Below are 25,139 nucleotides of genomic sequence, written 5' to 3' on the forward strand. Positions count from 1 at the left end.
CCACACCATAACAGAGCGCACAAAGCCCTCTGAAACTCTGGAGTGGGATCCAGCCCCGGCGCGGCCACCCGATCACTCGGCTGTCCGTCGGCCTGTCGGGCTGACATCCAGAACATTAACCGAGCCGACGCCGCAGGTCAAAGCCGCAGGCCAGTGGCGCCCACCACACCCGTCCCCAAAGTGTCCGAAATGCCAAGAGCCGCCCCCACGGGGCGGCTCCGGAGCCACCCCGGCACCTCAACCACGGCGCCGAACCCGCCCCTTCAGGGCGAAAAATGCCAAGGGTCCGGAAAGAACCCCCGCCAAAGGTAATTTTTGGTTCAGATCTCGCCGTCCTCGGAGAGCACCGCGCTGGCCACGGCGAACGCATGGTTCGCGCTCGGCACCGAGCAGTAGACCGCCGTCTGCAGCAGGACCTCGCGGATCTCGTCCACCGACAGCCCGTTCCTCCGCGCCGCGCGGACATGCATCGCCAGCTCGTCCCAGTGGTGGCCCGCGACGAGCGCCGTCAGGGTCACCGCCGAGCGCATCCGCCGGTCCAGGCCGGGACGCGTCCAGATCTCTCCCCACGCGTACCGGGTGATCAGGTCCTGGAAGTCGGCGGTGAAGGCGGTGGTGCGCTCGACCGCACGGTCGACGTGGGCGTCCCCCAGCACCGCACGTCGCACGGCCATGCCCTTGTCGTGCGTCCGGCCCGAGAGGAAGCCGCGCAGGATCTCGGCCACCGCCGCGGGCGCCTCGGCCGGGGCGAGGTGCGCGACGTCGTCGAGCACCGTCAGGGTTCCCCGCTGCACCCCGGCGACGATCGCCTCGAGGGAGGCCACCGGGGTAGGGACGTCGTGGCGGCCGGCCACGGCGAGGACCGGGGCGGCGATCTCGCCGAGGCGGTCACGCACGTCGAACGCCGCCAGGGCCCGGCACACGGCGGCGTAGCCGAACCGGTCGGTGACCTGGAGCGCTGCGAGGAGGCGCGTCACCACCTCGGGCCTGCGCTCGATGAAGCCGGGGGCGAACCACCGCTGTGCCGAACCCGTCACCTGTGTGGGCGTGCCGGCCACCGCGACGAGGTCGGCACGCTCGTGCCAGCCCTGGGCCGGGCCGAGCTCCGCCCCGGTGCACAGCAGCGCCGCGCCCTGGACGCGGCCGGGCGCGTCCAGCAGGAGCTGGAGCCCCACCGCCCCGCCCGCCGACACCCCGGCGTACCAGAAGGTCGCGCCCTGGTCACCGCGGTCGGCCTGGGCCTGCTCCGCCACGTCGAGCACGGCACCGGCGAGGTCGGCGATCGTGAGTCCGGCGCACTCGCCCGGCCCGTCCAGCGTCGGCGACGACCCGTGCCCCGGCAGGTCCCAGCCCACCACGTCCAGCTCGTCCGTGAGGAGCTCGATCGCGTCGCCCCACAGCGCCTGCACGGACGTACCGAGCGACGGTCCGACCACCAGGAGCGGACGCGACGCGTCACGCAGCGCGAAGCGCACGGCGCCGAGAGCGGGGACTGCGGGCATCGATCATTCCTCCGGTCGGGGGGCGTAACGGTTCAGGACGCGGTCCACCAGCACGGCGGCGGCCCCGGTGTCCCACCGCTGCGCATCGGTGCCCGACGCCGGCGCGTCGCCCCGGGCGGTCGTCCCACCCAGGTGCGCCGCCAGGTTGCGGGCGGCGGCCGCGGCATCGAGCGTCAGGCCCTCGGTCAGCTCCGCGGCGGTCCGCGCGGACGCGACGGCGTGCCGGGCGAGGTCGCGGACGGCGGCCCACTCGGCGTGCCAGGCGCCGTCGGGCCGCTCGTCCACGGCCAGGCCCGCCGCCGTCACGACCTGCGTGAGCAGGTTCGGGGTCACGAGGGCCGACCGGCGCAGGAGCACCGACAGCACGGGGTTCTGCTTGTGAGCCATGGTCGAGGAGGTGCCGCGGCCAGCCGCCGTCGGCTCCCGTAGCTCGCCCACCTCGGGGCGCGAGCCCTGCAGCACGTCGGCGGCCACCGTGCCGAGCGCCGAGCAGACGCCCGCGAACGCTGCGGCCGCTCGCTCCACCGGGAACCGGGTGACGTGCCAGGGGCCGGCCGTGACGGGCAGGCCGAGGACGGCGCCCCAGGCGTCGACGAGCGCGAGCCGCTGGTCGGGCTCCGCGGGCACCTTGTCCAGCGTGCCTGCCGCTCCCCCGTAGGCGAGGGGCAGCACGGCTGCCGTGGCGGCGAGGTGCTCGTCTGCCTCGGCGACAGCCTGCAGCCAGCCGGCGGCGCGGGCGCCGAACGTGGTGGGCACGGCGGCCTGGGCCAGAGTCCGGGCGAGGACAGGCGTCTCCCGGTGCTCGGTCGCGAGGCGGGCGAGCGCAGCCCGCGTACGGGCGAGGTCCGCGCGGACCGACGTCGCCGCGTCGCGCAGCACCAGCACGAGCGCCGTGTCCACGACGTCCTGGCTGGTGAGGCCCGCGTGGAGGGCCACGGTCGCGGACGGGTCCAGCTCCGCGACGGCGGGTCGCAGGCGGGACAACAGGGGGATCACGGGGTTGCCCGTCGCGGCGGCCTCGCGCGCGATCTCGGTGACGAGGCGGAGCGCGAGCCGCGCGTCGTGGTCGTCGCCAGCACCAGCACCAGCACCAGCACCAGCACCAGCACCAGCGGAACCGACCGCGTCCGGCAGGAGCGCCTCCACCGCCGCGCGGACCGCCTCCACCGCCCCTGCGGTCGTGACGCCGCAGGCCGCCTGGGCCTCGACCCAGGCGACCTCGGCGACGAGCAGGGCCCGGAGGACAGCCACGTCGTCGGTGATCGCAGCCGCCGACCCGGGCGCGAGGTCCGCGCCCGGGGTGAGGAGCCCGACGTCAGGCACGCGCCGCCTCTACGAAGTCGAGGAACACCGTCTCGTCCTCTCCCTGGAGCCGGATGTCGAAGCGCAGCGAGCCGTCCGGCTCGCGCTGCACCTCCAACGTACGACGCCGTTCGCCCAGCCCGCTCAGGAAGGGGTCCGTCTCGCGGGCCGGGGTGGGGAGGTAGGCGCGGGTGAACAGCCGGTCCGGCAGGCCGCGGGCGAAGACGACCACCGCGAAGAAGGGCGCACCGCCCTCCGCTGTGGCGCCCGGCTCGAGCGTGCGGAACCAGTAGTTCCCCTCGGCGTCGGTCTCGGCCCGGCCCCAGCCGGTGAACGTCCCGTCCCGGAGGAGGCCGCCGGAGCGCTGCACCACCGAGCCGTCGGGCGCGGCACCCCAGATCTCGATGACGGCGTCCGGGATGGGCGTCCCCGCGCCGTCGCGCACGACGCCGTGCAGGCGGATGGCACCCGGCGTGCCGGGCTCCACGAGCTCCGGCCCCCGCTCGAACGGGAGCGCGTAGCCGAAGAACGGCCCCACCGTCTGGCCTGGGGTCGGTCGAAGGTCACTCATCGTCGCCCTCCTCGGGACGGTCCTGCTCGAACACCGTCCGGCGCGATCCGGTGAGCACGATGTCCCAGCGGTACCCGGTGGCCCACTCGTGCGTGGTGATGTCGTGGTCGTACGTGGCGATCAGCCGCTCGCGGGCCGCGGCGTCGGGGATCGTCTGGAAGATCGGGTCCAGCGGGAACAGCGGGTCGCCCGGGAAGTACATCTGGGTGACGACCCGCTGCGTGAACTCGCGCCCGAAGAGCGAGAAGTGGATGTGCGCGGGCCGCCACGCCTTGAAGTGGTTCTTCCAGGGGTACGGACCCGGCTTGACGCTCTGGAACTCGTACCAGCCGTCGTCGTCGGTCAGCATGCGTCCCACGCCCGTGAAGTTCGGGTCGAGCGGGGCGGGGTGCTGGTCTCGCTTGTGCATGTAGCGGCCGGCGGCGTTGGCCTGCCAGACCTCCACGAGCTGGCGGCGCACCGGACGGCCGTCGCCGTCCACGACCCGGCCGCGCACGGTGATGCGCTCGCCGATGGGCTCCCCGTTGTGCTGGATGGTCAGGTCGGCCTCGAGCGGGTGCACGTCCCGCTCGCCGAAGACCGGCGAGAACAGCTCGATCGTCTCCGGGTCGGCGTGCACCAGCGACTTGGTCGGGTGCCGCAGCAGCGTCGACCGGTACGGCGGGTAGTCGAGGCGGGGCCCCGTCTCCTCCGGCGCCCCGGCCTCGCGGCCCGCGCGGTACGCGTCCTCGACGGCGCGGATCTCGCCGGTGATCTTCTCCTGGGACTCGGCGGCCCGGTCGAGCCGGGTGTCGGGCACCTCCGCGGTGCCCGACGGCGTCTCGGGCGCCTCGCTTGCCTTGCTCACATGGTTCCTTCCTGAACGATCGGGCCCCAGCCCGTGTATCCCTCCGCGAGGAAGCGCCGGCCCGCCTCGGACTCGACGACGGTCCTCAGCTCCGCGACGCGCCGCCGCGCCTCGAAGCCCGACTCACCGGGGTGCGAGTGCAGCATGCGGCTCATCCACGCCGAGAAGTTCTGTGCGCGCCACACCCGGCGGCCGGCGCGGAGGCCGTACTCGTCGAGCGTCGCGTCGTCGTGGGTGCGGAGCCAGGTCCCCAGGACGTCGTGCAGGAGCACGACGTCGGCCAGGGCCAGGTTGAGCCCCTTCGCGCCAGTCGGCGGGACGGTGTGGGCGGCGTCGCCGACGAGCACCATGCGGCCGTGCCGCACGGGCTCCACCACGGAGGACCGGAAACGCAGCACGGTCTTCTCCTCGACGTGGCCCTCCTTCAGGGTGAACCCGTCGGCGCCCGCGACGCGGCGCTGCAGCTCGGCCCAGATGCGCTCGTCGTCCCAGCCGGCCGGGTCCTCGTCCGGGTCGCACTGGAAGTAGAGGCGCTGGTGGGTGGGCGTGCGCTGCGAGACGAGCGCGAAGCCGTGCTCCGAGGCGGTGTAGACGAGCTCCTCGGCCGACCGGGGTGCCTCGACGATGACGCCGAACCAGGCGTACGGGTACTCGTAGGAGTAGGACCGGCGCACCGCCTCGGGCAGCACGTGGCGGCAGACCGACCGGGACCCGTCCGCGCCGACGACGAGGTCGGCGCGCAGCTCCCGGACCACACCGTCGAGCTCGTACCGGACGGCCGGGGTGTCCGTGTCCAGGTCGAGCACCTCGGTGACCGTGGCGCTGTAGCGGACGTCGCCGCCGTCCGCGGCGCGACGGTCTGCGAGGTCCTTGAAGACGGCGGTCTGGGGATACAGCCAGACCGCCGAGCCCGTCAGCCCCGCGAGGTCGATGCGGTGCATCTCGCCGTCGAACCGGAGATCGATGCCGTCGTGCCGGTCGCCCTCGCGCACCACGCGGTCCAGGCCCGCGTCGACGAGCGTCGAGACGGAGCCCGCTTCGAGGATGCCCGCGCGGTGCGTGTTCTCGATCTCCTCGCGCGACCGGGACTCCAGCACGACGTGGTCGATGCCGTCGCGGGCGAGCAGCAGAGAGAGGAGCAGCCCTGCCGGTCCCCCTCCGACGATCGCCACCCGCGTGCGCTCGGCGTCCCGCACGGTGTCCATCAGTCTTCTCCTGTGTCCGTGAGCCCGAGCTCCAGCCCGAGCAGGTCCTCCAGCGCGGCGTGCGTGACCCCGTAGGTCTCCACGACGCGCGCGCCCCCCGGACCGACGTCGATCACCGCGAGGTCGGTGTAGACCCGCGAGACGCAGCCCATGCCGGTGAGCGGCAGCGTGCAGTCTGCCACGAGCTTGGGAGTGCCGTCCTTGGCCAGCAGGGTCATCATGACGACCGTGCGGCGAGCGCCCACCGCGAGGTCCATCGCCCCGCCCACGGCGGGCACGGCGTCGGGCGAGCCGGTGGACCAGTTCGCGAGGTCGCCGCGGGCGGACACCTGGAACGCACCCAGGACGCAGACGTCGATGTGGCCGCCCCGCATCATCGCGAAGGAGTCCGCCTGGTGGAAGTACGAGGCGCCCGGGAGCTCCGTGACCGGGATCTTGCCCGCGTTGATGAGCTCGGGGTCCTCCCGCCCGGGGGCCGGGGACGGACCCATGCCGAGCAGGCCGTTCTCGGTGTGCAGCGTGATGCCCGAGCCGACGGGCAGGTGGTCCGCCACGAGCGTGGGCAGGCCGATGCCGAGGTTCACGTAGGAGCCGGGCGCGATGTCCGCGGCCACCCGGGCCGCCATCGCCGCCTTGTCGAGGCGCTGCGCCGCCGACGTCGTCGTCATGATGTCGCCCTCCCGGCTGCGGGCCTGGCGCCCGCGAGCGTGGTCGTACTGTCGAGCCGCACCACGGAGTCCACGTAGATCCCCGGGGTCACGACGGTCTCCGGGTCGATCGCCCCGACCGGCAGCACCTCGCTGACCTGGACCACGGTGCGGGTCGCGGCGGTGGCCATCACCGGCCCGAAGTTCCGGGCGGTCCTGCGGTAGACGAGGTTGCCCGCGCCGTCGGCCCGGTACGCCTTGACCAGGGCGACGTCCGCACGGATCGCCGTCTCGAGGACCATGGGGACGCCGTCGAGGACGCGCGTCTCCTTGCCCTCGGCAAGAGGCGTCCCGTAGCCCGTCGGGGTGAAGAAGGCGCCGATGCCCGCGCCGCCCGCGCGGATCCGCTCGGCCAGGTTTCCCTGGGGCACCAGCTCGAGCTCGATCGACCCCGCCCGGTACGCGGCGTCGAAGTGCCAGGAGTCCACCTGGCGCGGGAACGAGCAGACGATCTTGCGCACGCGGCCGAGCTGGATCAGCCGAGCCAGGGCGTCCTCGCCGTTGCCGGCGTTGTTGCTGACCACCACGAGGTCGGCGGCGCCCTGCTCCAGCAGGGCCTCGACGAGCTCGACCGGCTGCCCCGCGGGACCGAACCCGCCGATCATCACGATGGCGCCGTCGGCGATGTCGCCCAGCGCCTCCCGGGCCGTCCCGTAGACCTGGGCGGTCACGCCTGCGCCTCGACGTTCTCGAGGACGACCGCCATACCCTGGCCCACGCCGATGCAGATCGCGGCCACGCCCCAGCGCTCGCCGGTCGACCGGAGGCGGCGCGCGAGCGTGCCGAGGATGCGGGTGCCGGATGCCCCGAGCGGGTGGCCCAGCGCGGTGGCCCCGCCCCAGGCGTTGACGATGCAGAGGTCGATCCCCCACGCGTCGACGCACGCGAGCGACTGCGCGGCGAAGGCCTCGTTGAGCTCGACCGCGGCGACGTCGGCCCACGTGATGCCGCTGCGCTCGAGGGCGCGCTCGGCCGCGGCGACCGGTGCGAAGCCGAAGTACTGCGGCTCGCCTGCGACGGTGGCACGCCCGGCGATGCGTGCCAGGGGTGCCAGGCCGGTGAGGTCGGCAGCGGCCTCGGAACCGATCAGGGCGGCGCTCGCGCCGTCGGTCAGGGGCGAGGCGTTGCCCGCCGTGATGGTGCCGTCCGGACGGAAGGAGGGGCGCAGCTCGGCGAGGAGCTCCACGCTGGTGCCCGGGCGCACCGGCTCGTCCCGCGCGAGCGGCTCACGGCCGGCCCCGGGTCCCTCGTAGGGGGAGACGAGGTTGGCGTAGTGCCCCGCTTCCCACGCCTCGTGGGCGAGGAGGTGGCTGCGGACGGCGAAGTCGTCCTGCCGCTCGCGGGTGATGCCGTGCTTCTCGCGCAGGCGCTCGGTCGCCTCCCCGAGGGACACCGTCCACTCGGGCTCCATGCTCGGGTTGACCAGGCGCCAGCCCAGGGTGGTGGAGGCCAGCTCCGCGTTGACCGCGGGGAAGGCGCGCTCCGGCTTGAGCATGACCCAGGGTGCCCGGCTCATGGACTCGACGCCGCCGGCGATCAGCACGTCGGCGTCGCCCGACTCCACGGCACGCGCCGCCTGCACCGCCGCCTCGAGGGAGGAGCCGCACAGCCGGTTCACGGTGGCCCCCGGCACGCTGAGCGGGAGGCCCGCGAGCAGCACAGCCATCCGTGCCACGTCGCGGTTCTCCTCACCGGCGCCGTTGGCGTTGCCGAGGATCACGTCGTCGATCAGCGCCGGGTCGAGCGAGGGGGCGCGGCGCACCTGCTCGCCCACCACGAAGGCCGCCAGGTCGTCGGGCCGGGCGCCGGACAGCGCCCCGCCGTACCGGCCGAACGGCGTCCGGACCGCGTCGTAGACGTATGCGTGCCTCATGTGTCCTTCACCCCGTCCGCTCCCTCGTGAGGAGAGTGTTCGCTTACCGAACGCACGTTCATTGTGCGCACGGCAACGCTAGCACTCGGGGCCCGGCCTGTGTAAGCGGGCGCAGGCCCTGCGGGGCGCTGGGGGTGCTGGGGACGCTGGGGCGTCAGACGCGGGACCCGGTCAGGACCAGGTCCTCCTCGATGTCCTTCGCGGCCTGGAGCAGAGCCGGGAGGATGTCCGCGACGATGTCGTCCACGCCGCCACGCCGCACGGGTGCCGACACGTTCACCGCGGCGACGACCCGGCCCGAGGTGTCGCGCAGGGGCGCCGCGACGGACCGCAGGCCCTCCTCGAGCTCCTGGTCCACGAGCGCCCAGCCCTGCTCGCGCACCCGGCCGAGCTCCGCCCGCAGCACGGCCGGGTCGGTGATGGTCCGCGACGTCAGCGGCGCGAGGGGGGCCTCGGAGAGGAACGCGTCCAGGCGCTCTGCCGGCAGGCTGGCCAGCAGGACGCGGCCCATCGAGGTCGCCGACGCGGGGAACCTGGTCCCCACCCGGATCGACGCCGACATGATCCGGTGGGTCGCGACCCTGGCCACGTAGACGATCTCGGTGCCGTCGAGCACCGCGACGGAGGACGACTCGGTCACCACCTCGGCGAGGCGCTCCAGGTGCGGCTGGGCCACCTCCGGCAGCGTGAGGCTCGAGAGGTAGGCGTACCCGAGGTCGAGGACACGCGGCCGCAGCGCGAACGCCCGTCCGTCGCTCGACACGTAGCCCAGGTCCACCAGCGTGTGCAGGAACCGGCGGGCTGACGCCCGGCTGAGCCCGGTCTCGCGAGCCACCTCGCTGAGCGTGAGGGACGGCCGTTCCGCACCGAAGGCGCGGATCACTGCCAGGCCGCGCTCCAGGGACTGCACGAACTCACCCGAGTGCGCACCCGGTCCGGACCCGTCCACCACGTCGTCGCTCACGCGATTCCTCTCGTCGTCGAGCAGCCTGAGCACGCGCGTCACCCGACGGCGGTGTGCCGCGCGGGCACACCGTCGTCGGGAGAGGCGACTGGTCGCCTACCGAACGCTTGTGCTTTCTGAGAACATAGCGAGGCGCGGCTGGCCCGGTCAACGAAGGGCCGGTGGCGCCAGGGTCACCGGCAGGCGGGAGCCGTCAGGAGACCCACTTCTCGCCCGTGAGCTGTTCGTAGATCTCCACGTACCGCGCACGGGTCTCCGTGACCACGTCCGCGGGCACCTCGGGGCCCGGGTACGTGCGGTCCCACGTCGTGAGCGACGAGGACCAGTCACGGACGAACTGCTTGTCGTACGACCACTGGCCGCGGCCCGGCTCGTACTCCGAGACCTTCCAGAACCGCGACGAGTCGGGCGTGAGGACCTCGTCACCGAGAGTCAGCACGCCGTCGGCGTCGAACCCCAGCTCGATCTTGGTGTCCGCGATGATGACGCCGCGCTCACGCGCGATCTCGGCCCCACGACCGTAGATCTTCAGCGTGAGGTCCGCGAGCCGCCCCGCGGTCTCGTCACCGACGAGCGCCCGCACCTCGTCCACCGTCATGAACTCGTCGTGGCCCTCGTCCGCCTTGGTGGTGGGCGTGAAGACCGGCTCCGGCAGCCGGTCGGCCTCGACGAGGCCGGGCGGCAGCACCACCCCGGAGATGGTCCCGGTCTCCCGGTAGCTCTCCAGGCCCAGGCCCGCCAGGTACCCGCGCGCGATGCACTCGACCGGCACGATGTCGAGGCGGCGGCAGCGGATCGCCCGGCCGGCCCACTCCTCGGGCACGTCCTCGCTGATGACATGGTTCGGGACCAGGTCGGCGAACTGGCGGAACCACCACAGCGACAGCTGGGTGAGGATCGCCCCCTTGTCGGGCACCGGCGTGGGCAGCACCACGTCGTAGACCGACACCCTGTCGGACGCCACCAGGATGACGTCGTCGCCGTCCGCGTAGACGTCGCGGACCTTGCCCTTCTTGATCAGCTCCACGGGAGCAAGGCTAACCGTCGGGCTCAGTGCGTGAGCCGCGCGTCCTCGATCGAGCGCAAGCCTTTCTTGGCCTGCTGCACGAGCTCGTACACGTGGTTGCGCAGGCGCCCGAACGCCGGGTGGGTCCGGGTCTCGATCTGGTCGCGCTCGGCCCCCAGGTCGATCTTGACCTCCTCGAGCAGGATCGTCGGCCGGTTCGACAGCACGAAGACCCGCTCGCCGAGGTAGACCGCCTCGTCGATGTCGTGGGTCACGAAGATGACCGTGACCCCGAGCCGGCGCCAGAGCGCACGCACCAGGTCCTCGAGCTCGAGGCGTGTCTGGGCGTCCACCGCGGCGAACGGCTCGTCCATGAGGAGCACCTGCGGCTCGTACGCGACAGCACGGGCGATCGCCACGCGCTGCTGCATACCGCCGGACAGCTGCCAGGGGTAGGACTTGCCGGCGTCGGCCAGGCTGACCGCCTCCAGCGCCTCCTGGACCAGGCGCTTGCGCTCCGCCTTGGCGACGCCCTTCTCCTTGAGCGGCAGCTCGACGTTCTTCTCCACCGTCATCCAGGGGAAGAGCGACCGGCCGTACTCCTGGAGCACCACGGCCATGCCGGGCGGCGGGCCCTTGACGACGGTGCCGCCGAGGGTCACCTCGCCGCTGGTGGCCGGCAGCAGGCCTGCCAGGATGCGCAGCAGCGTCGTCTTGCCGGCGCCCGAGGGGCCGACGACGCAGACCAGCTCGCCCGCGTTGACGTCGAAGCTGAGGTCCTGGATCGCCTCGACCGCCTGACCGCGACCTGTGTAGACCTTGCGGACACTGCGGACCGACAGGTCCGCCCCGTGCGACTTCTGAACCATCAGGCACCTCCACGCTGAGATCGCAGGTACCCGCGGTACCACGTGAGACCGACGCGTTCGACCGCGCCGAAGATGAGGGCCAGCACCGAACCGATGCAGCCCAGGATGAGGACGGCGCTCCACATCGAGGCGGTGGAGAAAGTCGCCTGGAACTGGGCGATCGCGCTGCCGATCCCGTCGAACGCCGCGAACATCTCACCGATGACCATCATGATCAGGGCGATCGACAGGGCCTGGCGGCCGCCGGTGTAGATCTGGGGCGAGGCGCCGGGGAGCGTCAGCGAGAACAGCCGGCGCACCGGGCCGAGGCCGTAGGCCCGGGCCGTGTCCTTGAGCACCGGGTCGATGCCGCGCACACCCTCGATCGTGTTGAGCAGGATGGGCCACAGCGCGCCCACCACGATCAGCGAGATCTTCAGCGCGTGGTCGATCCCCATGAAGAGCATGAGGATCGGCGTCAGGATGGGCGGCGGGATCGCGCGGAAGAACTCCAGCACCGGCTCGCAGAAGTCGCGCAGCGGGCGGAAGGTCCCGATGAGGACCCCGAGCACGATGCCGATGACCATGGCGATCGCGTACCCGATGAGCACACGGCTCACGCTCTGGCCGACGGTCTCGACGAACAGGCTGCTGCCGAGGTCGTCCCCGGCGAACCACACGGTGGGGAACTTGTCCAGGACCGTCGCGAGGGGCGGCACCTGCGGGTCGGTGCTGTCCGCGCTGGCGAACCACCAGACGGTGACGAGGACGGCGGGCAGCAGGAGGGCCAGGACGATGCGCCACAGGCCGCCGCCGGTGGCCGCGAGGACGCGAGCCGGCGCGGGGGTGCTGGGGGCGCTCATGCTGCGACCTCCCCTCGGATCGACGGGTGCCAGAACATCGTGCGTCGCTCGATCTGGCGGAAGATCAGGTTCACGGCGAGACCCAGGGCACCGGCCACGAGGACCAGCGCGTAGATCAGCGGGTACTGCCCGGAGGCGCGGGCATCGATCAGCAGGCTGCCCAGGCCGGGCGTACCGATGAGCAGCTCACCCGTGAGCGTGAGGATGAGCGCGACCGACGCCGCGAGGCGCAGGCCCGTCATGACGTAGGGCAGAGCGGAAGGCAGGGTGACCGTGCGGACCCGGGTCCAGAGGCTGAAGCGGTACGACCGCGCGGTGTCGTCCGCGACGGGGTCGACGCTGCCGACGCCGGCCAGCACCTGGAGCAGGACCTGCCAGATGCTCGCGTACACCACGAGGATCAGGGTCGACTGCATGGTGGGGCCGTACAGCATCACGACGAGGGGCACGAGGGCCACCGAGGGCACCGGGCGCAGGAACTCGATGGTGGATGCCGTCAGCGCCCGCATACCGGGGATCTCACCGATCAGGATGCCCAGGACCGAGCCCGCGACGAACGCGATGGCCAGGCCTGTGATCCAGGTGGTGAGGGTCTGGCCGAGGGCCGTCCAGAACTGGGGCGCCACGAGCCACGAGCTCAGGGCCCCGAACATCTCCGACGCGGGCGGGAAGAACCGCCGGTCGATGACCCCTGCCGTCGGCAGGATCTGCAGCAGAAGGAGGAACACCGCGACCCCGGCCAGGCCAAGGGCCCAGCCGGGGACGCGAGTGGTGGAGCGAGAGGTCACGGGAGCAGACCGGCGGCGTCGAGCTCAGCGCCCTCGGAGAAGTTGAACTTCTGGGCGAGCTCCGCCTGGAGCTCGACCGAGGTGTCGTCCAGCTCGGCCTTCCACACGGGCAACGTGATGGCGTCCCGGACGGCGGGCTCGAGCGTGGTGTAGAGGCCGAGGGCCTCGCGAGCGGTGGCCTCGTCAGAGGCGAGCTCGAAGGACTCGGTCAGGGCTGCGATGAACGCCTCGACGACCTCGGGGTTCTCCGCGGCGTACTCGTCCGTCGCGAAGTAGCCGGCCACCAGGAGCTCGGCCTGGTTCGAGGCGAACGAGATGTCGAGCGGCGTGGCGCCCTGCTCCTTCGAGAGCGTCAGGAACGGCTCCATGACCATCGCGGCGTCGACGTCGCCACCGGCAAGGGCGGCCGGCATGTCGCCGAAGGGCATCGGGACGAACGTGACCGACTCCGGGTCGCCGCCCGCCTTCTCGACCTCGCTCATGATCGTGGCCTGGAGCAGGCTCTTCGGTGCGTTGACGGCGACCTTCTTGCCCGCCAGGTCCGCGGCACCGGCAATGGCCGAGCCGGCCGGGACCACCGTGTTGCCGAAGTCGGCAGCCGGGTCCTCGGTCGTGTAGTTACCCGGAGCCACGATCTGCAGCTCTTCGCCGCCGGCCTGCGCGAGCAGGAGCGACGTGACGTTGGAGAAGCCGAACTCGTACTCGCCCGAGGCGACGGCGGGGACGATCGCGGGGCCGGACTCGGCCTTGACGATCTCGACCTCGAGGCCGTGCGCCTCGAAGACGCCCTCCTCGACACCCAGGTACAGGGGGGCGACGTCGATGATCGGCAGGACGCCGACCGTGATCGGGGTGAGCTCGCCCTCGGCACCGGCGGCCTCGGGGGAAGGTGAAGCGGAGGGCTCCAGGACGGGGGCCTCGCTGCCGCAAGCAGTGAGGGTGAACGTCAGGGCCGCAGCGGCCGCAGCCACCGCGATCGACTTGGCGTGTCGCACGAAAAGACTCCTTCTGGAGGTGATCAGCCGGATTCGGCGGTTCCGCAGCGCCTGGCGAAGTCGAGCGCGAATTGTATCCGGATATGCCACCGAAGGCCCATTCGCTCTGCGAACGGATGTGCCGAGGGAGAACGTAGCGACAAGGAGACCTCGGGGTCAACGTCGCTGTGAGCGCCCCCACAGAACGTGACAGTTTCGCGACCTTGCGTCTCATTTCTGGACACTTTTCGCCGTAGGCCGGGCCGCCGAACCGGACCGTCCCGGGTTTTTCACCCTCACCAAGCGACAACCGCAAGACAACAGCGCCGCGCCCGCCGCCTCTGATCGGAGAACGGTGAGCACGGCGCCGGTGGCTACCGCAGAAGGGCGTCAGTCCGTGAGGACGGAGTCCGGGTTGGCCTGCGACCCGTAGAACTTGGTCGCGAGCCCGCCGAGCAGGATCGCGGACTCCTTGTGGATACCGGGCTTCCACTGCGGCAGCACCATGGTGCTCTTGTCGACCTCCGGCGGGATCGTCGTGTACTCGTCGAGGATCGCCCGGGCAGCCTCCGGGTCGGCCTGCGCGATCTCGAGAGACTCGGTCATCGCGGCGCGGAAGTTCGCGACCAGCTCGGGGTCGGTGACCAGCAGGTCGTTCGACGCGAAGTAGCAGGCGACCATGAGGCCCGGGTCGAGAGCACCGTACGAGGTGCCCGGGATCTCCACCGCGCCGAGCGCCTTCGCCTTGGACAGGTGAGGCTCCACGAGGAAGGCAGCCTGGATCGGGACGGGAGCCTCGCCCTCCGTCTGACCCGCAAAGATCGCCGCCGGCATCGCGCCGAAGCCGATCGCCGTGAAGCCGATCGACGCCGGGTCACCGCCTGCGCGCTCCATGAACTCCATCACCATGGACTGGTTGATGCCCTTGGGAGCGTTCACCGCGACGGTCTTGCCCTCGAGGTCCTCGATCGACCCGATCTGCGAGCCGGGCATGGCGACCATCGCGCCGAAGTCCCGCGCGGGGTCGCCGCTCGAGAAGTTCCCGGCCGCGACGATCTTGACGTTGCTCGTCTTGGTCCCCTCCTCGACCACCGAGGTGACGTTCGAGAACCCGAACTGCCAGCGGCGCGACAGGACGTTGTTGATGATGTCGCGGCCGTTGGCCGCCTTGTCGATCGTCAGGGCGATCCCGTGCTTCTCGAAGACGCCCTTGTCGAGCCCGAGGTAGATCGGAGCGACGTCCACGATGGGGAGGATGCCCACGGTGACCGGAGAGAGGTGGTCCCCCGCACCCTCGCCGGCCGCGCCCACCGACGGCGCCACGGGCGGGGCGTAGGTGCTGGCGCAGCCCGCCAGGAGGAACGTCATCGCTGCCGTCATGGCGGCCACGGACAGGGACATTCGGCGACGCACGAGAGGGGCTCCTTCAGGCAGTGGTGTGCCGGTCGGCGCAGCGTGCGACCGTTCGGCGTCAGAGCGCGATCCTGTCGCCCCGCTTGCCCCGGCGGGCAACGGTCTGGTGGACGGATGCGCCCGGGAGAAGGTAGCGAGAAGTGGCTACCCGGGTCAACGCGGCAGGTACAGCAAAGAGCCCTGACCGGCATTGCCGCCGGTCAGGGCTCTTGACAGTGAATGTGCGCCCGAAGGGATTCGAACCCCCAACCTTCTGATCCGTAGTCAGATGCTCTATCCGTTGAGCTACGGGCGCAGGTGCTGCTTACCGGTCTGCGTGACCGGCCGACGGAAACACTACCGCGTACCGGCCGGGTTCCCAAACTGGAATCTCGGTTCGTGACGCAGAGCACGCCGCCCGTCATGCGGCGGCCACAGAAAAGACTCCGGGCGTCGCGCGCAGCCGGAGCCTTCCTGGCGGAGACGGAGGGATTTGAACCCTCGAACGGATTGCTCCGTTACCACCTTAGCAGGGTGGCGCACTAGACCGGACTATGCGACGTCTCCATGCGGCACCCTACACGGGTGCCGCGCGGCCCAGGGTACCCGGACCATGCCGTCGCGAGCAAAGCGGCCCCCGCGCCCCCTATTGGAGCCGATCTCAATACGGGGTACCGTCGCCGCATGGTCCACGACTACGACGTCCTGGTGATCGGATCGGGCTTCGGTGGCAGCGTCGCCGCCCTCCGCCTGACGGAGAAGGGCTACCGCGTCGGCGTCCTCGAGGCCGGCCGCCGGTTCTCCGACCACGAGTTCGCGCGCTCCTCCTGGCACCTGCGGGAGTTTCTCTGGGCGCCCGCCCTGGGCTGCTTCGGCATCCAGCGCGTCCACCTCCTGCGCAACGTCATCTGCCTCGCAGGCGCCGGCGTGGGCGGCGGGTCGCTCGTCTACGCCAACACCCTCTACCGGCCGCTCGACCCGTTCTACGCCGACCCCTCCTGGTCCCGCGTCACCGACTGGCGGGCCGAGCTCGCTCCCTACTACGACCAGGCCGAGCGCATGCTCGGGGTCGTCGAGTACCACGGCGGCTCGCCCGCCGACGCGGTGATGCGCGAGGTCGCCGAGGAGATGGGCGTTGGCCACACGTTCCGCCACACGCGGGTGGGCATCCTCTTCGGGGCCGACGGCGCCCGCACGCCCGGCGAGGCGGTCCCCGACCCGTACTTCGGCGGCCTGGGCCCCGAACGCGCGGGCTGCACCGAGTGCGGCGAGTGCATGACCGGCTGCCGCCACGGCGCCAAGAACACCCTGGTCAAGAACTACCTCCACCTCGCCGAGCGGGCGGGCGCCGTGGTGCACCCGCTCACCACCGCCGACGTCGTCTCCCCGCTGCCCGACGGCGGCTACGAGGTGCGCACCCACCGCACCGGGCGGCCCTGGACCGGGCGCCGCCGCTGGACGGCCGGCCAGGTGGTCTTCGCCGCGGGCACGCTGGGCACCCAGCGCCTCCTGCACGGCATGAAGGACTCGGGCCGGCTCCCCCGGCTCTCTGACCGCCTCGGCCACCTCACGAGGACCAACTCCGAGGCGCTGCTCGGAGCGATGGCGCGGACCCGCGACGCCGACTACACCCGTGGCGTCGCCATCACGTCGTCGTTCCACCCCGACGAGGACACGCACGTGGAGCCCGTCCGCTACGGCCGGGGGTCCAACGCCATGGCGGCGCTCCAGACGGTGCTGGTGGACGGCGGACCGGCGCGGTTCTGGCGGTGGCTCGGTGAGCTCGCGCGGCACCCCCGGTGGTGGGGGCGCCTCGTCAGCTGGAGGGGCTGGTCGGAGCGCACGATCATCGCGCTCGTCATGCAGAGCCGGGACAACTCGCTCACGACCTTTACCCGCCGGGGCGTCGCCGGTCGCCGGCTCACGTCGCGCCAGGGCACGGGCGAGCCGAACCCGACCTGGATCCCCGTCGCGCACGAGGCGGTGCGCCGCATGGCCACCAAGATGAACGGCATCGCGGGCGGGTCGATCGGCGACCCGTTCAACATCCCGATGACGGCCCACATCCTCGGCGGCTGCGCCATCGGCAGCTCGCCGGAGTCGGGCGTCGTCGACCCGTACCTGCGGGTGTTCGGGCACCCGGGGCTGCACGTGATGGACGGGTCGGCCGTCAGCGCCAACCTCGGCGTCAACCCCTCGCTCACGATCACGGCCCAGGCAGAGCGCGCCTGCGCCCTGTGGCCCAACGCAGGACGGCAGGACCCCCGGCCCGCCCTCGGGGCGCCCTACGAGCCCCTGGCTCCCGTCACGCCCGTCTCACCGGTGGTCCCGGCCTCGGCGCCCGGCGCGCTGCGGCTCCGGATCGTCGGCATCACGTAAGGCACAGCTGCCCGACGCCGGTGGCGCGCCTTCGCGAGAAGGCGCGCCACCGGCGTCGGGCACCGATCAGGACGCGGAGGGTGAGGGATTCGAACCCCCGGTGCGTTGCCGCACAACGGTTTTCAAGACCGTCACATTAGGCCGCTCTGTCAACCCTCCCGGCACAGCAGCGCGCGCCCGGAGGCGCGACGGCCAAGTCTACCGACACACTGCGGCGGAGCGTCCGCACGTGGACGCCCCGCCGCCGAGGAATCTCTAGCCCTGCACCGCCTGCTTGCCGGCACGCAGCTGGCGCATGGCGAGCTGGACCAGCGAGATGAGCGTCTGCTTGGTCGCCGCGCGCGAGCGGGCGTCCGTGTAGAGCATCGGCACGTGTGCGGGGACCTGCAGGGCCTCACGCACGTCCTCGAGCCGGTGCTTGGCCACGCCGTCGAAGCAGTTCACGCCGACGACGAACGGGATGTTGCGCGACTCGAAGTAGTCGATCGCCGGGAAGCACTGCTCCAGGCGGTCGGTGTCCACGAGCACGACGGCACCGATGGCACCACGGACCAGGTCGTCCCACATGAAGAGGAAGCGGTCCTGGCCCGGCGTACCGAACAGGTACAGCCACAGGTTGCCCGGGAGCTCGACGCGACCGAAGTCCATCGCGACGGTGGTGGTCGTCTTGCGGTCGCTCACGCCACCGGCGTCGTCGACGCCGACCGAGTGCTCCGTCATGGCAGCCTCGGTGTTGAGCGGCTCCACGTCAGAGATGGAACCGATGAACGTGGTCTTGCCGACCGCGAAGCCACCGGCGACGACGATCTTGACGACCGTCGGGGCCACGCGGGCCTCGGCGGGCGCGGCCGTCGGCTGCCCGGAGGGCCCGCCGGAGCTCGGCGGCTGCTGGACCACCGGCGGCGCCGGCTTGGTCTGCACCGGACGCGCCTGAGCCGCCTGAGCGGCGGGCGCGGCCTGCGACTGGCCGCCACCGAGCACGCTCTGGCGTGCGGGCGCCGTCACACCTGCCGTAGCGCCACCGGCGACCGGGGACCAGCTGGGCCCGCCGGAGCCCTGACGGTCAGAGGGCGGAAATGCCATTGAGAACACTCTCCAAGACGCTCAGCGACAGGCCCGAGTTCGAGCTGCCGTGGCCTGTGTGGACGTTGACCGGGGTCGAGGTGTGCACAGTGATGTGCCCCTCCTCCTGCATGTCCGCCACAAGGATCCGGACGACACCCAGCGGCAGGCGAAGAAGGGCCGAGAGCTCGGCGATGGACACGTACGTGTGCGCGGCGTGCTGGAGGATCGCACGCCGCTCCGGGGGCAGCCCGTAGCTGCTGACCGCTCCCCCGGGCATAACCTCGACGAGGGCCTCGAGCGGCAGGTCGGACATCGCCGACCGCACCCGGCCTCCGGTGACCGCGTAAGGCCGCACGGTCGACGTCTCGTGGACGTCGCCGTGCCCGCCCTGGGAACCGAAAGGTGCGTACGTCATCGTCGAGTCCTCATCCCACGTTGGCGGCTCGGGGGTGGCCGTCAACCGGGAGGTTGCCGCGCATCTCCGCGATCAGCTGCGGCGTGAGCGTGGCCTCGGTGCGGGACACCAGCAGGGCCATCTCGTAGCCGATGAGGCCGATGTCGCAGGTGGCCTCCGCGACCACGCCGAGAACCGACCCGTTCGAGACGTTCATCAGGAAGAGGAAGCCGTTGTCCATCTCGACGATGGCCTGACGGACGTTCCCGCCGTTGAGCTGACGAGCAGCCCCACGGGTCAGGCTCGACATGCCCGAGACGATCGCCGCGAGCTGGTCGGCACTGGTGCGTTCGAGCTGGTCCGACATCGCCATGAGCAGGCCGTCGGCGGACACCACGAGTGTGTGGCGGCTGCCGGGGACGGTACGCACGAAGTTGTCGAGCAGCCACCCGAAATTCGTTGCTTCGGTGCTGAGGGTCACTCTCTGTTCCTCCTAGTCAGAATCCACAGACGCGCTGGTCACCGCGACTGCGGCGCTGAGTCAGGGACATGATTCATCGTCGAGGGTGCCCACGTCGAGGCCCCCCCGTCCTGGTTTCCGGATTCGTGCTCCGTCCCGGGCCCGTCCTGGGCCTCCGTCCGGCCACGAACAGTGGCGGACTGGAAGGCCGACAGACGAGCTCGGAGCTGCTCGGGATCACGCTCGATGCGGGCCGAGAGCCGGTCGACGGACTCGCTCACGCCGGTGCCGGAGGCACCACGGGTGCGGCGGGTCAGCCCAGCGGACACCTCGGGGGTCAGGGAGGCGGGGCGGTAGGTGTCGTTCTCGGGTACCACGTCGTCTTCCTGATAAGCCCCCCGCCGCAGCAGGCTCGTCATCTCCTCGTAGAGGACGGCTGACGCCATCCACTCGGACCGTGCCTCGACCGAGTCACGGATGTATCCCGGGTCGAGAGGGTCGAGGGACTCCTCCGCCGGCGCACGCCGCGTGAGAGGCGCAGGCTCGGCGTAGCCCGGGTCGTAGACCGCCCCGGTGGGGTACGGCTCCCGGTACACGTCCGGCTGCTGTGCGGCGACCGTCCGGTCCGGTGCAGGACCGGTCGGGAGCGGCGCCGTCGGCTGCGGGGCGATCGGCACGATCTCCGTGACCGGCGAGGAGTATCGGGCCGGGACCGGAGCAGGTGCCGGAGCGAAGGGCTGCGGCTCCTGCGGCTGGGCCGGGACGAACGAGTACGCGTCCTGCACCGGCTCGGCGACAGGCAGCGGGCTCATCGCGGGCTCCGCGACCGGGACGGCCGAGGTGTAGGGCGATGACGACGGCTGGCGCTGCGCCTCCACGAGGGCCTTCTGGTAGCCCTCGTGGAAGCCCTGCTGGTACACGGGGTCCGAGATGCCGGTCGCGGCAGGCTGCGGGGCCGGCGCGGACTGGAACGCCAGGGCCGGCTGGGCCGGCTGCTGGACCTGGTGCTGGGCCTGCGTGGCCGCGGGCGGCCGCACCTGCTGCTGGTAGCCCGTGGCCGGACGGCCGTCTGCCTGCGGGTACGAGACCGTCGGCAGCTCCACAGCGGGCACCGGCTGCGAAACCGGGGTGGGCTCCGTGGGCCGGTAGGCCTGCAGCTCACCGGTCAGCGGCTGTCCGTTGGGCTTGCGCCCGAAGACCCCGCGCTTGGGGATGCTGCCCGTCTTGGTGCTCTCCCGGACCGACCGACGGGTCGGCAGGTTCTCCATGAGCTCCTCGAAGGCCGGCAGGGCCTCGAACCGGAGGTCGTCCGGCACGTCCTCGTCCGGCCTGCCCTCGGAGCCGAAGCCGGAGCTCTGGGGAGAGAACCCCTGGGCACCTGCTCCGTACCCGTCCTGCGGGCGGACGTAGCTCTCCTGCGCCCGGGGGTAACCCTGCGGGGGCTGGCTGTAGCCGCCGCCCTGCTGCTGGGCGCGGGGCTGGTCGCCTCCCGACGGGAAGCGCATGACGTCCGTGTCGGGGCCGGCACCCGGGAGCGAGCCCGGGTCCTGCGTGACCGGGTCGAGCTGCAGCGACTGCGGCGACTCGTCCACGGCGATCGTGTTCAGCGACCGGAAGCTCGAGAAGAGCGCGCTGCGCTGGTCCACGTCGAGGACGGGCGCCACCGGGGTGGTGTCCTCGAAGAGGGGCGCGACGGACTCCTGCGGCGAGGCGCTCCGGCTCCGGCTCGGCAGCGACGCCGGGGCCGGGGAGACCTGCGCCGGCGGGGACCACGTGTCCTCGCCCGGGTCGGACTGGAGGTCCGGCGTGACCAGGGGCGGGAGCACGATGGAGCCCGTAGCGGTCTGCATCGGACCCGACTGGCTCGGCGTCGCCGACGTCTCCGGGCCGCGGGACGGCCTGCGGCGCGGCATGCCGAGCGCGGTGGTGCCGTCCGTGAGCGCGTCCAGGTCGACCGGGACCGCGACCGGAGGCTCCGGCGCGACCATCGGCGTGGCTGAGGTGGCGTAGGGCGAGATCGGCGTCCGCATGGACCCGCCGGCGAGCGGCTGGCCCGAGCTCTGCATCGGCATCGTCGTGGTCGACGACGCCGTGATGGTCGCGACCGGGCTGGATCCGGGGAGGCTCGCGGGAACCGGCGAGCTGCCGTAGCGGGAGGCGGCGGCCTGCGTGGTCGCCTCCAGCGGGTCCGTCGGCTGCGGCAGCGGGACTGCCGAGTCGGGCACGAACAGGACGGCCGGGAAGTGCACCGACACCTGGGTGCCGGAGCCGTCGATACCCGGGCCGAAGTCGACGCGGGCGCCGAGGCGGTCCGCGAGGCGTCCGACCACGAAGAGGCCGAGGCGCTGCGCGCCCACGGCGTCCGAGGCGGAGTGGGAGGCGACCTTGCGGGTGGCCTCCGCGATCTCGTCGGGCGTCATGCCCAGACCGTGGTCGCGGACCGCGATGGTGACGCCGTAGTCGTCGCGCGCCGTGATGACCTCGACCGGGGTGTGCGGCTCGGAGAACATCGTGGCGTTCTCGAGGAGCTCGGCGAGCAGGTGCGCGGCGTTCAGCGCGTTGTGACCCAGCATCATCGGGTCCACCACGAGGTTGAGGCGCACGCGGTCGTACAGCTCGATCTCGGAGGACGCGGTACGGATGACGTCGGAGACCGGCATCGGCTGGCGCACGCGGCGGCCCGAGTCGATACCCGCCAGGACGAGGAGGGACTCCGCGTTGCGGCGCATACGGGTCGCGAGGTGGTCGAGGCGGAAGAGGTTCGACAGCGTGGTCGCGTCCTCCTCCGACCGCTCGAGGTCGTCCAGGAACGCGAGCTGCCGGTTGAGCAGCACCTGGTCGCGACGGGCGACGTTGACGAACATCTCCGCGATGGAGCCACGGAGGGCTGCCTGCTCGCGGGCGACCTCGATGGTGGTGCGGTTGACGTCGTTGAACGCGGCGGCCAGCTGCCCGACTTCGTCGAACGACTCGATGGCGATCGGCTCGAGGTCCAGGCTCGGGCCCTGGCCCGGGACCGACACCTGCTCCACCAGGGTGGGCAGGCGGTCTCGGACGTCACCGGCGGCCTCGGTCAGGCGGCGGAGCGGGCTGACCAGACCACGGGCGATCACGAGGGCCGTCATCACGGAGATCACGACGACGACGAGGGCGCCGACGGCCGTGGCGAGGGCACGCTGCGAGGCCAGGTCGGCCTCGGCCTGGGCCCAGGCGAACGCGTCCTCGCGGAGCTCGTCGCGAACCTCGCGGTTCTCGATGATCCACTGGTCAGAGCCGGCGCGGAAGCCCGGGAACCAGACCGAGTTGGGGGCGGCCGCGGACTCGGCGAACGCGGTGTGGCCGGTCAGGTAGTCACCGGTGAGCGGAGCCACGTTGAAGCCGTAGTCGAGGCGGTCCATGAACCGCTGGGCCTGCTCGACCTGCAGGTTGAGCGTGTTGGCCAGGGTCGCGAGGTTGGTGATGTCCGACGTCGAGATCCCGCCGTTCTCGGCGGTCGCCCCTTGCATCATCTTCGTGATGTAGATCGTGGCGAACGGACGCTCGAGCGTGTTGGTGAGCATCGCCTCCTCGAGCGTGATGAACGCGTCGAGGCGCAGCGCCAGCTTGCGGTCGTCCGACGTGTCGGACAGCTGCCGGGCGACGTTGAGCGCACCCTCGATGTAGGCCGAGTACTCCTTGGCGATGGCGCCCTCCGTCAGCTGCCGGTTCGCCGCGAGCTCCTGAAGCCTGTCGCGCTTGTCGGCGTCGGCCATCGTGGCCTCGACGGACTCGCCGACCAGCGGGTCGAGACCCGAGACGTCCATCCCGCGGAACGCGTCGTCGCGTGCTTCGATGGCAGCGTTCGTCTGGTCCTGGGCCGACGGCAGCATCTTCCCCGTGGGGTTGCCCTCGTCGTCCAGCTCCGGGATGCCCTGCGTGAGCATCGCCAGCGCTTCCTCGCTGCCGGCGCGTGCCGCGATGGCGAGCGCGCGTTCCTGTGCAAAGGCCGTACCGGCCTCATCCTGGTACTTCAGCGCCTCCACGATCGTCGCGGTCTGAGCCGCGGTCCGCGCTACGAGGACTGACTCCCCGACGATGTAGACGGCCAGCATGACCAGGACGAGGACAGGCGTGGCAAGGGTCGCAAGGATTTTCCCGCGGACACCCAACCTGCGGAGCATGGGTACCTCTCTCCATCACTGATCCGTGGACGAGGCCGGTCCTGACAGCGACCGCATTCCTCGGCAATGCGTACAAGTTACAGGCGACGGCGACTCACGAACGACCCTTCCGGGGACGCGTGAGTAGGCTCCATCGATGTGCGAGCCGTCACGATATCCGGATCAGGCCCCTCAGGGAAACTTTCCGTTTCCTCCCTGAACGACCCGAATCCGCGGCACGACGAGATTCTCGTCGAGGTGGCCGCAGCGGGCGTGAACCGAGCTGACCTGCTACAACGGGCCGGATACTACCCTGCCCCAGAGGGGGCGCCTGACTGGCCAGGCCTGGAAATCTCGGGGACCGTCGCGAGTGTCGGGCCCGGCGTGTCGCGATTTCGGGTCGGCGACAGGGTCGCGGCACTGCTCGAGGGCGGCGGATATGCCGAGTTCGTCGCGGTGCGGGAGACGCAGGTTCTCCCCGTCCCGGACGGTCTCGACCTCGTCGACGCGGCCGGGCTGCCGGAGGCCGTCTGCACCGCCTGGGACAACCTCGTCGAGGTCGGCCGGCTCCGCGCCGGCGAGTGGCTGCTCCTCCACGGCGGATCCGGCGGGGTCGGCACGGTCGCCACCCAGATCGCGGCCGCCCTGGGGGCCCGCGTGGTCGTGACAGCAGGCGGCCCCGAGCGGGTGTCGCGGTGCCTGGACCTCGGCGCGGAAGCCGGGGTCGACCACCGTTCCGAGGATTTCGTCGCGGCAGTCCACGACGCCTCCGGCGGTCATGGCGCCGACGTGGTGCTCGACGTGGTGGGCGCGGCCTACCTGGCTGACAACGTGCGGGTGCTCGCGCAGGGCGGGCGGCTCGTGGTCATCGGGCTCCAGAAGGGCCGCCGGGCGGAGCTCGACCTGGCCGCCCTCCTGACCAAGCGGGCGACGATCACCGGGACCACCCTGCGGTCGCGGCCGGCCGCGGAGAAGGCAGCGGTCGTTGCCGCCGTGCGGGAGCACGTGTGGCCCATGGTCGAGGACGGCCGGGTGCGACCCGTCATTCACGCACGTCTACCGCTTGCAGAAGCGGAGAATGCGCACACGTTGCTCGAATCCGGGGAAGTTTTCGGCAAAGTCCTTCTTGTTCTGTGATCAATATTTCCTGGTTGTGCGGAATGGACGCGCGGTATCCACCGGCGGCCGTTCACGCAAGACTGTAGGTATGACCCAGGACAACGGACCCGAGAACGCTCCCGAGGTGCCCACCGACCAGGACACCAGCCCCAACGGCCCCACCGCCGAGGCGGGCCCCGACCGCCCCGTCATCCGCCCCCACGTGGTGACCCCCGACGGCCGTGAGGTCGACGGCGAAGAGGGCGACCGCGAGGCGGAGGAGACCGAGCGTCTGGTGTCTCAGGTGGAGGAGCCGGCAAAGGTCATGCGCATCGGCAGCATGATCAAGCGGCTCCTCGACGAGGTGCGCGACGCCCCGCTCGACGAGGCCGCCCGCAGCAGGCTCGCGGGGATCCACGAGCGGTCCATCAAGGAGCTCGAGGACGGGCTCTCGCCCGAGCTCATGGAGGAGCTGCACCGCATCACGCTGCCCTTCTCGGACGAGGGCACGCCGTCGGACGCCGAGCTGCGGGTCGCACAGGCCCAGCTCGTCGGGTGGCTGGAGGGCCTGTTCCACGGGATCCAGACAGCCCTGGTGGCGCAGCAGATGGCCGCCCAGGCTCAGCTCACGCAGATGCGCCGCGCGCTGCCTCCGGGGGCCGTCGCCTTCGGCCCGGGCGGGCCGGGCGGTCCTGGCCAGCAGGGCGAGGAGCAGCAGGGCCGGGCCCCGGGCCAGTACCTCTGACAAAGACGCCCAGGAGA

General features: G+C 71.7%; 22 protein-coding genes and 3 tRNA genes. 3 read left to right on the plus strand and 22 right to left on the minus strand.

Going from position 1 to position 25,139, the window contains the following annotated elements; all coding sequences use genetic code 11:
* Positions 1-320: 320 nt before the first annotated feature.
* The 17 genes from pcaDC to D1350_RS07780 all read right to left on the minus strand — a co-directional run bounded on the left by pcaDC (position 321) and on the right by D1350_RS07780 (position 15,409).
* Positions 321-1,502, minus strand: a complete 1,182-nt coding sequence (pcaDC, locus tag D1350_RS24965; RefSeq protein WP_125775424.1) for a bifunctional 3-oxoadipate enol-lactonase/4-carboxymuconolactone decarboxylase PcaDC — start codon at positions 1,500-1,502, stop codon at positions 321-323.
* A gap of 3 nt (positions 1,503-1,505) precedes the next feature.
* Complete coding sequence (locus tag D1350_RS07705; protein ID WP_125775425.1) at positions 1,506-2,825, minus strand: lyase family protein; 1,320 nt, start codon at positions 2,823-2,825, stop codon at positions 1,506-1,508.
* Positions 2,818-3,375 carry a protocatechuate 3,4-dioxygenase subunit alpha gene (gene pcaG, locus D1350_RS07710; RefSeq protein WP_125775426.1) on the minus strand — a complete coding sequence of 186 codons (558 nt, stop codon included), beginning with the start codon at positions 3,373-3,375 and terminating at the stop codon, positions 2,818-2,820. Before pcaG ends, D1350_RS07705 begins: the two co-directional genes overlap by 8 nt.
* Complete coding sequence (gene pcaH, locus D1350_RS07715) at positions 3,368-4,222, minus strand: protocatechuate 3,4-dioxygenase subunit beta (RefSeq protein WP_206074463.1); 855 nt, start codon at positions 4,220-4,222, stop codon at positions 3,368-3,370. The genes pcaG and pcaH overlap by 8 nt, the downstream gene beginning before the upstream one ends.
* Positions 4,219-5,427, minus strand: coding sequence for a 4-hydroxybenzoate 3-monooxygenase (locus D1350_RS07720; RefSeq protein ID WP_125775427.1), 1,209 nt, complete (start codon positions 5,425-5,427; stop codon positions 4,219-4,221). The genes pcaH and D1350_RS07720 overlap by 4 nt, the downstream gene beginning before the upstream one ends.
* On the minus strand, positions 5,427-6,095 hold the full coding sequence (locus D1350_RS07725) for a 3-oxoacid CoA-transferase subunit B (RefSeq protein WP_125775428.1): 669 nt from the start codon (positions 6,093-6,095) through the stop codon (positions 5,427-5,429). The genes D1350_RS07720 and D1350_RS07725 overlap by 1 nt, the downstream gene beginning before the upstream one ends.
* The gene (locus D1350_RS07730; protein ID WP_125775429.1) at positions 6,092-6,805 is read right to left on the minus strand and encodes a 3-oxoacid CoA-transferase subunit A; all 714 of its coding nucleotides are present in this window, start codon (positions 6,803-6,805) and stop codon (positions 6,092-6,094) included. Before D1350_RS07730 ends, D1350_RS07725 begins: the two co-directional genes overlap by 4 nt.
* A complete protein-coding gene (locus D1350_RS07735) occupies positions 6,802-8,007 on the minus strand; it encodes a thiolase family protein (protein WP_125775430.1) in 1,206 nt (401 codons plus the stop codon). Before D1350_RS07735 ends, D1350_RS07730 begins: the two co-directional genes overlap by 4 nt.
* A gap of 154 nt (positions 8,008-8,161) precedes the next feature.
* On the minus strand, positions 8,162-8,971 hold the full coding sequence (locus D1350_RS07740) for an IclR family transcriptional regulator (RefSeq protein ID WP_125775431.1): 810 nt from the start codon (positions 8,969-8,971) through the stop codon (positions 8,162-8,164).
* A gap of 193 nt (positions 8,972-9,164) precedes the next feature.
* Positions 9,165-9,998, minus strand: a complete 834-nt coding sequence (locus D1350_RS07745) for a phosphoribosylaminoimidazolesuccinocarboxamide synthase (RefSeq protein WP_125775432.1) — start codon at positions 9,996-9,998, stop codon at positions 9,165-9,167.
* A 23-nt stretch (positions 9,999-10,021) separates the two neighbouring features.
* Positions 10,022-10,846 (minus strand): ABC transporter ATP-binding protein, encoded by an 825-nt coding sequence (locus D1350_RS07750; protein WP_125775433.1) that lies wholly within the window; start codon positions 10,844-10,846, stop codon positions 10,022-10,024.
* Positions 10,846-11,688 (minus strand): ABC transporter permease, encoded by an 843-nt coding sequence (locus D1350_RS07755; protein ID WP_125775434.1) that lies wholly within the window; start codon positions 11,686-11,688, stop codon positions 10,846-10,848. Before D1350_RS07755 ends, D1350_RS07750 begins: the two co-directional genes overlap by 1 nt.
* Complete coding sequence (locus D1350_RS07760) at positions 11,685-12,476, minus strand: ABC transporter permease (RefSeq protein WP_125775435.1); 792 nt, start codon at positions 12,474-12,476, stop codon at positions 11,685-11,687. Before D1350_RS07760 ends, D1350_RS07755 begins: the two co-directional genes overlap by 4 nt.
* Entirely contained in the window at positions 12,473-13,471 is a 999-nt protein-coding gene (locus tag D1350_RS07765; protein ID WP_164545074.1) for an ABC transporter substrate-binding protein, read from the minus strand. The genes D1350_RS07760 and D1350_RS07765 overlap by 4 nt, the downstream gene beginning before the upstream one ends.
* Positions 13,472-13,840: 369 nt before the next feature.
* Positions 13,841-14,863: an ABC transporter substrate-binding protein gene (locus D1350_RS07770; RefSeq protein ID WP_125775437.1), complete on the minus strand. Its 1,023-nt coding sequence runs from the start codon at positions 14,861-14,863 to the stop codon at positions 13,841-13,843.
* A 222-nt stretch (positions 14,864-15,085) separates the two neighbouring features.
* Positions 15,086-15,158: transfer RNA gene (locus tag D1350_RS07775), tRNA-Arg, on the minus strand.
* 159 nt (positions 15,159-15,317) lie between these two features.
* Positions 15,318-15,409 (minus strand) — tRNA-Ser (locus D1350_RS07780).
* A 117-nt stretch (positions 15,410-15,526) separates the two neighbouring features.
* On the opposite strand from D1350_RS07780, the gene D1350_RS07785 reads away from it, so the two are divergent.
* Entirely contained in the window at positions 15,527-17,221 is a 1,695-nt protein-coding gene (locus D1350_RS07785; RefSeq protein WP_125775438.1) for a GMC oxidoreductase, read from the plus strand.
* Positions 17,222-17,295: 74 nt separating this feature from the next.
* Here the strand turns inward: D1350_RS07785 and D1350_RS07790 are convergent.
* The 5 genes from D1350_RS07790 to D1350_RS07810 form a co-directional block, all read right to left on the minus strand.
* Positions 17,296-17,380 (minus strand) — tRNA-Ser (locus tag D1350_RS07790).
* A gap of 96 nt (positions 17,381-17,476) precedes the next feature.
* Complete coding sequence (locus D1350_RS07795; RefSeq protein ID WP_420807804.1) at positions 17,477-18,118, minus strand: GTP-binding protein; 642 nt, start codon at positions 18,116-18,118, stop codon at positions 17,477-17,479.
* A 166-nt stretch (positions 18,119-18,284) separates the two neighbouring features.
* On the minus strand, positions 18,285-18,701 hold the full coding sequence (locus D1350_RS07800) for a DUF742 domain-containing protein (RefSeq protein ID WP_125775439.1): 417 nt from the start codon (positions 18,699-18,701) through the stop codon (positions 18,285-18,287).
* A 10-nt stretch (positions 18,702-18,711) separates the two neighbouring features.
* Positions 18,712-19,161: a roadblock/LC7 domain-containing protein gene (locus D1350_RS07805; RefSeq protein WP_125775440.1), complete on the minus strand. Its 450-nt coding sequence runs from the start codon at positions 19,159-19,161 to the stop codon at positions 18,712-18,714.
* Positions 19,162-19,199: 38 nt separating this feature from the next.
* Positions 19,200-23,300: a HAMP domain-containing sensor histidine kinase gene (locus tag D1350_RS07810; protein ID WP_125775441.1), complete on the minus strand. Its 4,101-nt coding sequence runs from the start codon at positions 23,298-23,300 to the stop codon at positions 19,200-19,202.
* A gap of 138 nt (positions 23,301-23,438) precedes the next feature.
* Here D1350_RS07810 and D1350_RS07815 point away from each other — a divergent pair, with 138 nt between their 5' ends.
* Both D1350_RS07815 and D1350_RS07820 read left to right on the plus strand, forming a co-directional pair.
* A complete protein-coding gene (locus tag D1350_RS07815) occupies positions 23,439-24,416 on the plus strand; it encodes an NAD(P)H-quinone oxidoreductase (protein ID WP_125775442.1) in 978 nt (325 codons plus the stop codon).
* A 70-nt stretch (positions 24,417-24,486) separates the two neighbouring features.
* Positions 24,487-25,122, plus strand: coding sequence for a bacterial proteasome activator family protein (locus D1350_RS07820; protein WP_276313716.1), 636 nt, complete (start codon positions 24,487-24,489; stop codon positions 25,120-25,122).
* Positions 25,123-25,139: the final 17 nt, after the last annotated feature.

It is taken from the genome of Antribacter gilvus, from assembly GCF_003946865.1.
In the GTDB taxonomy this organism is placed as follows: domain Bacteria; phylum Actinomycetota; class Actinomycetes; order Actinomycetales; family Cellulomonadaceae; genus Antribacter; species Antribacter gilvus.

What these genes read in the sequence shown, in the direction of transcription:
- pcaDC (WP_125775424.1), bottom strand. Translation starts at nt 1,502, where the DNA reads ATGCCCGCAGTCCCCGCTCTCGGCGCCGTGCGCTTCGCGCTGCGTGAC.
- pcaG (WP_125775426.1), bottom strand. Translation starts at nt 3,375, where the DNA reads ATGAGTGACCTTCGACCGACCCCAGGCCAGACGGTGGGGCCGTTCTTC.
- D1350_RS07720 (WP_125775427.1), bottom strand. Translation starts at nt 5,427, where the DNA reads ATGGACACCGTGCGGGACGCCGAGCGCACGCGGGTGGCGATCGTCGGA.
- D1350_RS07725 (WP_125775428.1), bottom strand. Translation starts at nt 6,095, where the DNA reads ATGACGACGACGTCGGCGGCGCAGCGCCTCGACAAGGCGGCGATGGCG.
- D1350_RS07735 (WP_125775430.1), bottom strand. Translation starts at nt 8,007, where the DNA reads ATGAGGCACGCATACGTCTACGACGCGGTCCGGACGCCGTTCGGCCGG.
- D1350_RS07750 (WP_125775433.1), bottom strand. Translation starts at nt 10,846, where the DNA reads ATGGTTCAGAAGTCGCACGGGGCGGACCTGTCGGTCCGCAGTGTCCGC.
- D1350_RS07755 (WP_125775434.1), bottom strand. Translation starts at nt 11,688, where the DNA reads ATGAGCGCCCCCAGCACCCCCGCGCCGGCTCGCGTCCTCGCGGCCACC.
- D1350_RS07785 (WP_125775438.1), top strand. Translation starts at nt 15,527, where the DNA reads ATGGTCCACGACTACGACGTCCTGGTGATCGGATCGGGCTTCGGTGGC.
- D1350_RS07800 (WP_125775439.1), bottom strand. Translation starts at nt 18,701, where the DNA reads ATGACGTACGCACCTTTCGGTTCCCAGGGCGGGCACGGCGACGTCCAC.
- D1350_RS07810 (WP_125775441.1), bottom strand. Translation starts at nt 23,300, where the DNA reads ATGCTCCGCAGGTTGGGTGTCCGCGGGAAAATCCTTGCGACCCTTGCC.
- D1350_RS07820 (WP_276313716.1), top strand. Translation starts at nt 24,487, where the DNA reads ATGACCCAGGACAACGGACCCGAGAACGCTCCCGAGGTGCCCACCGAC.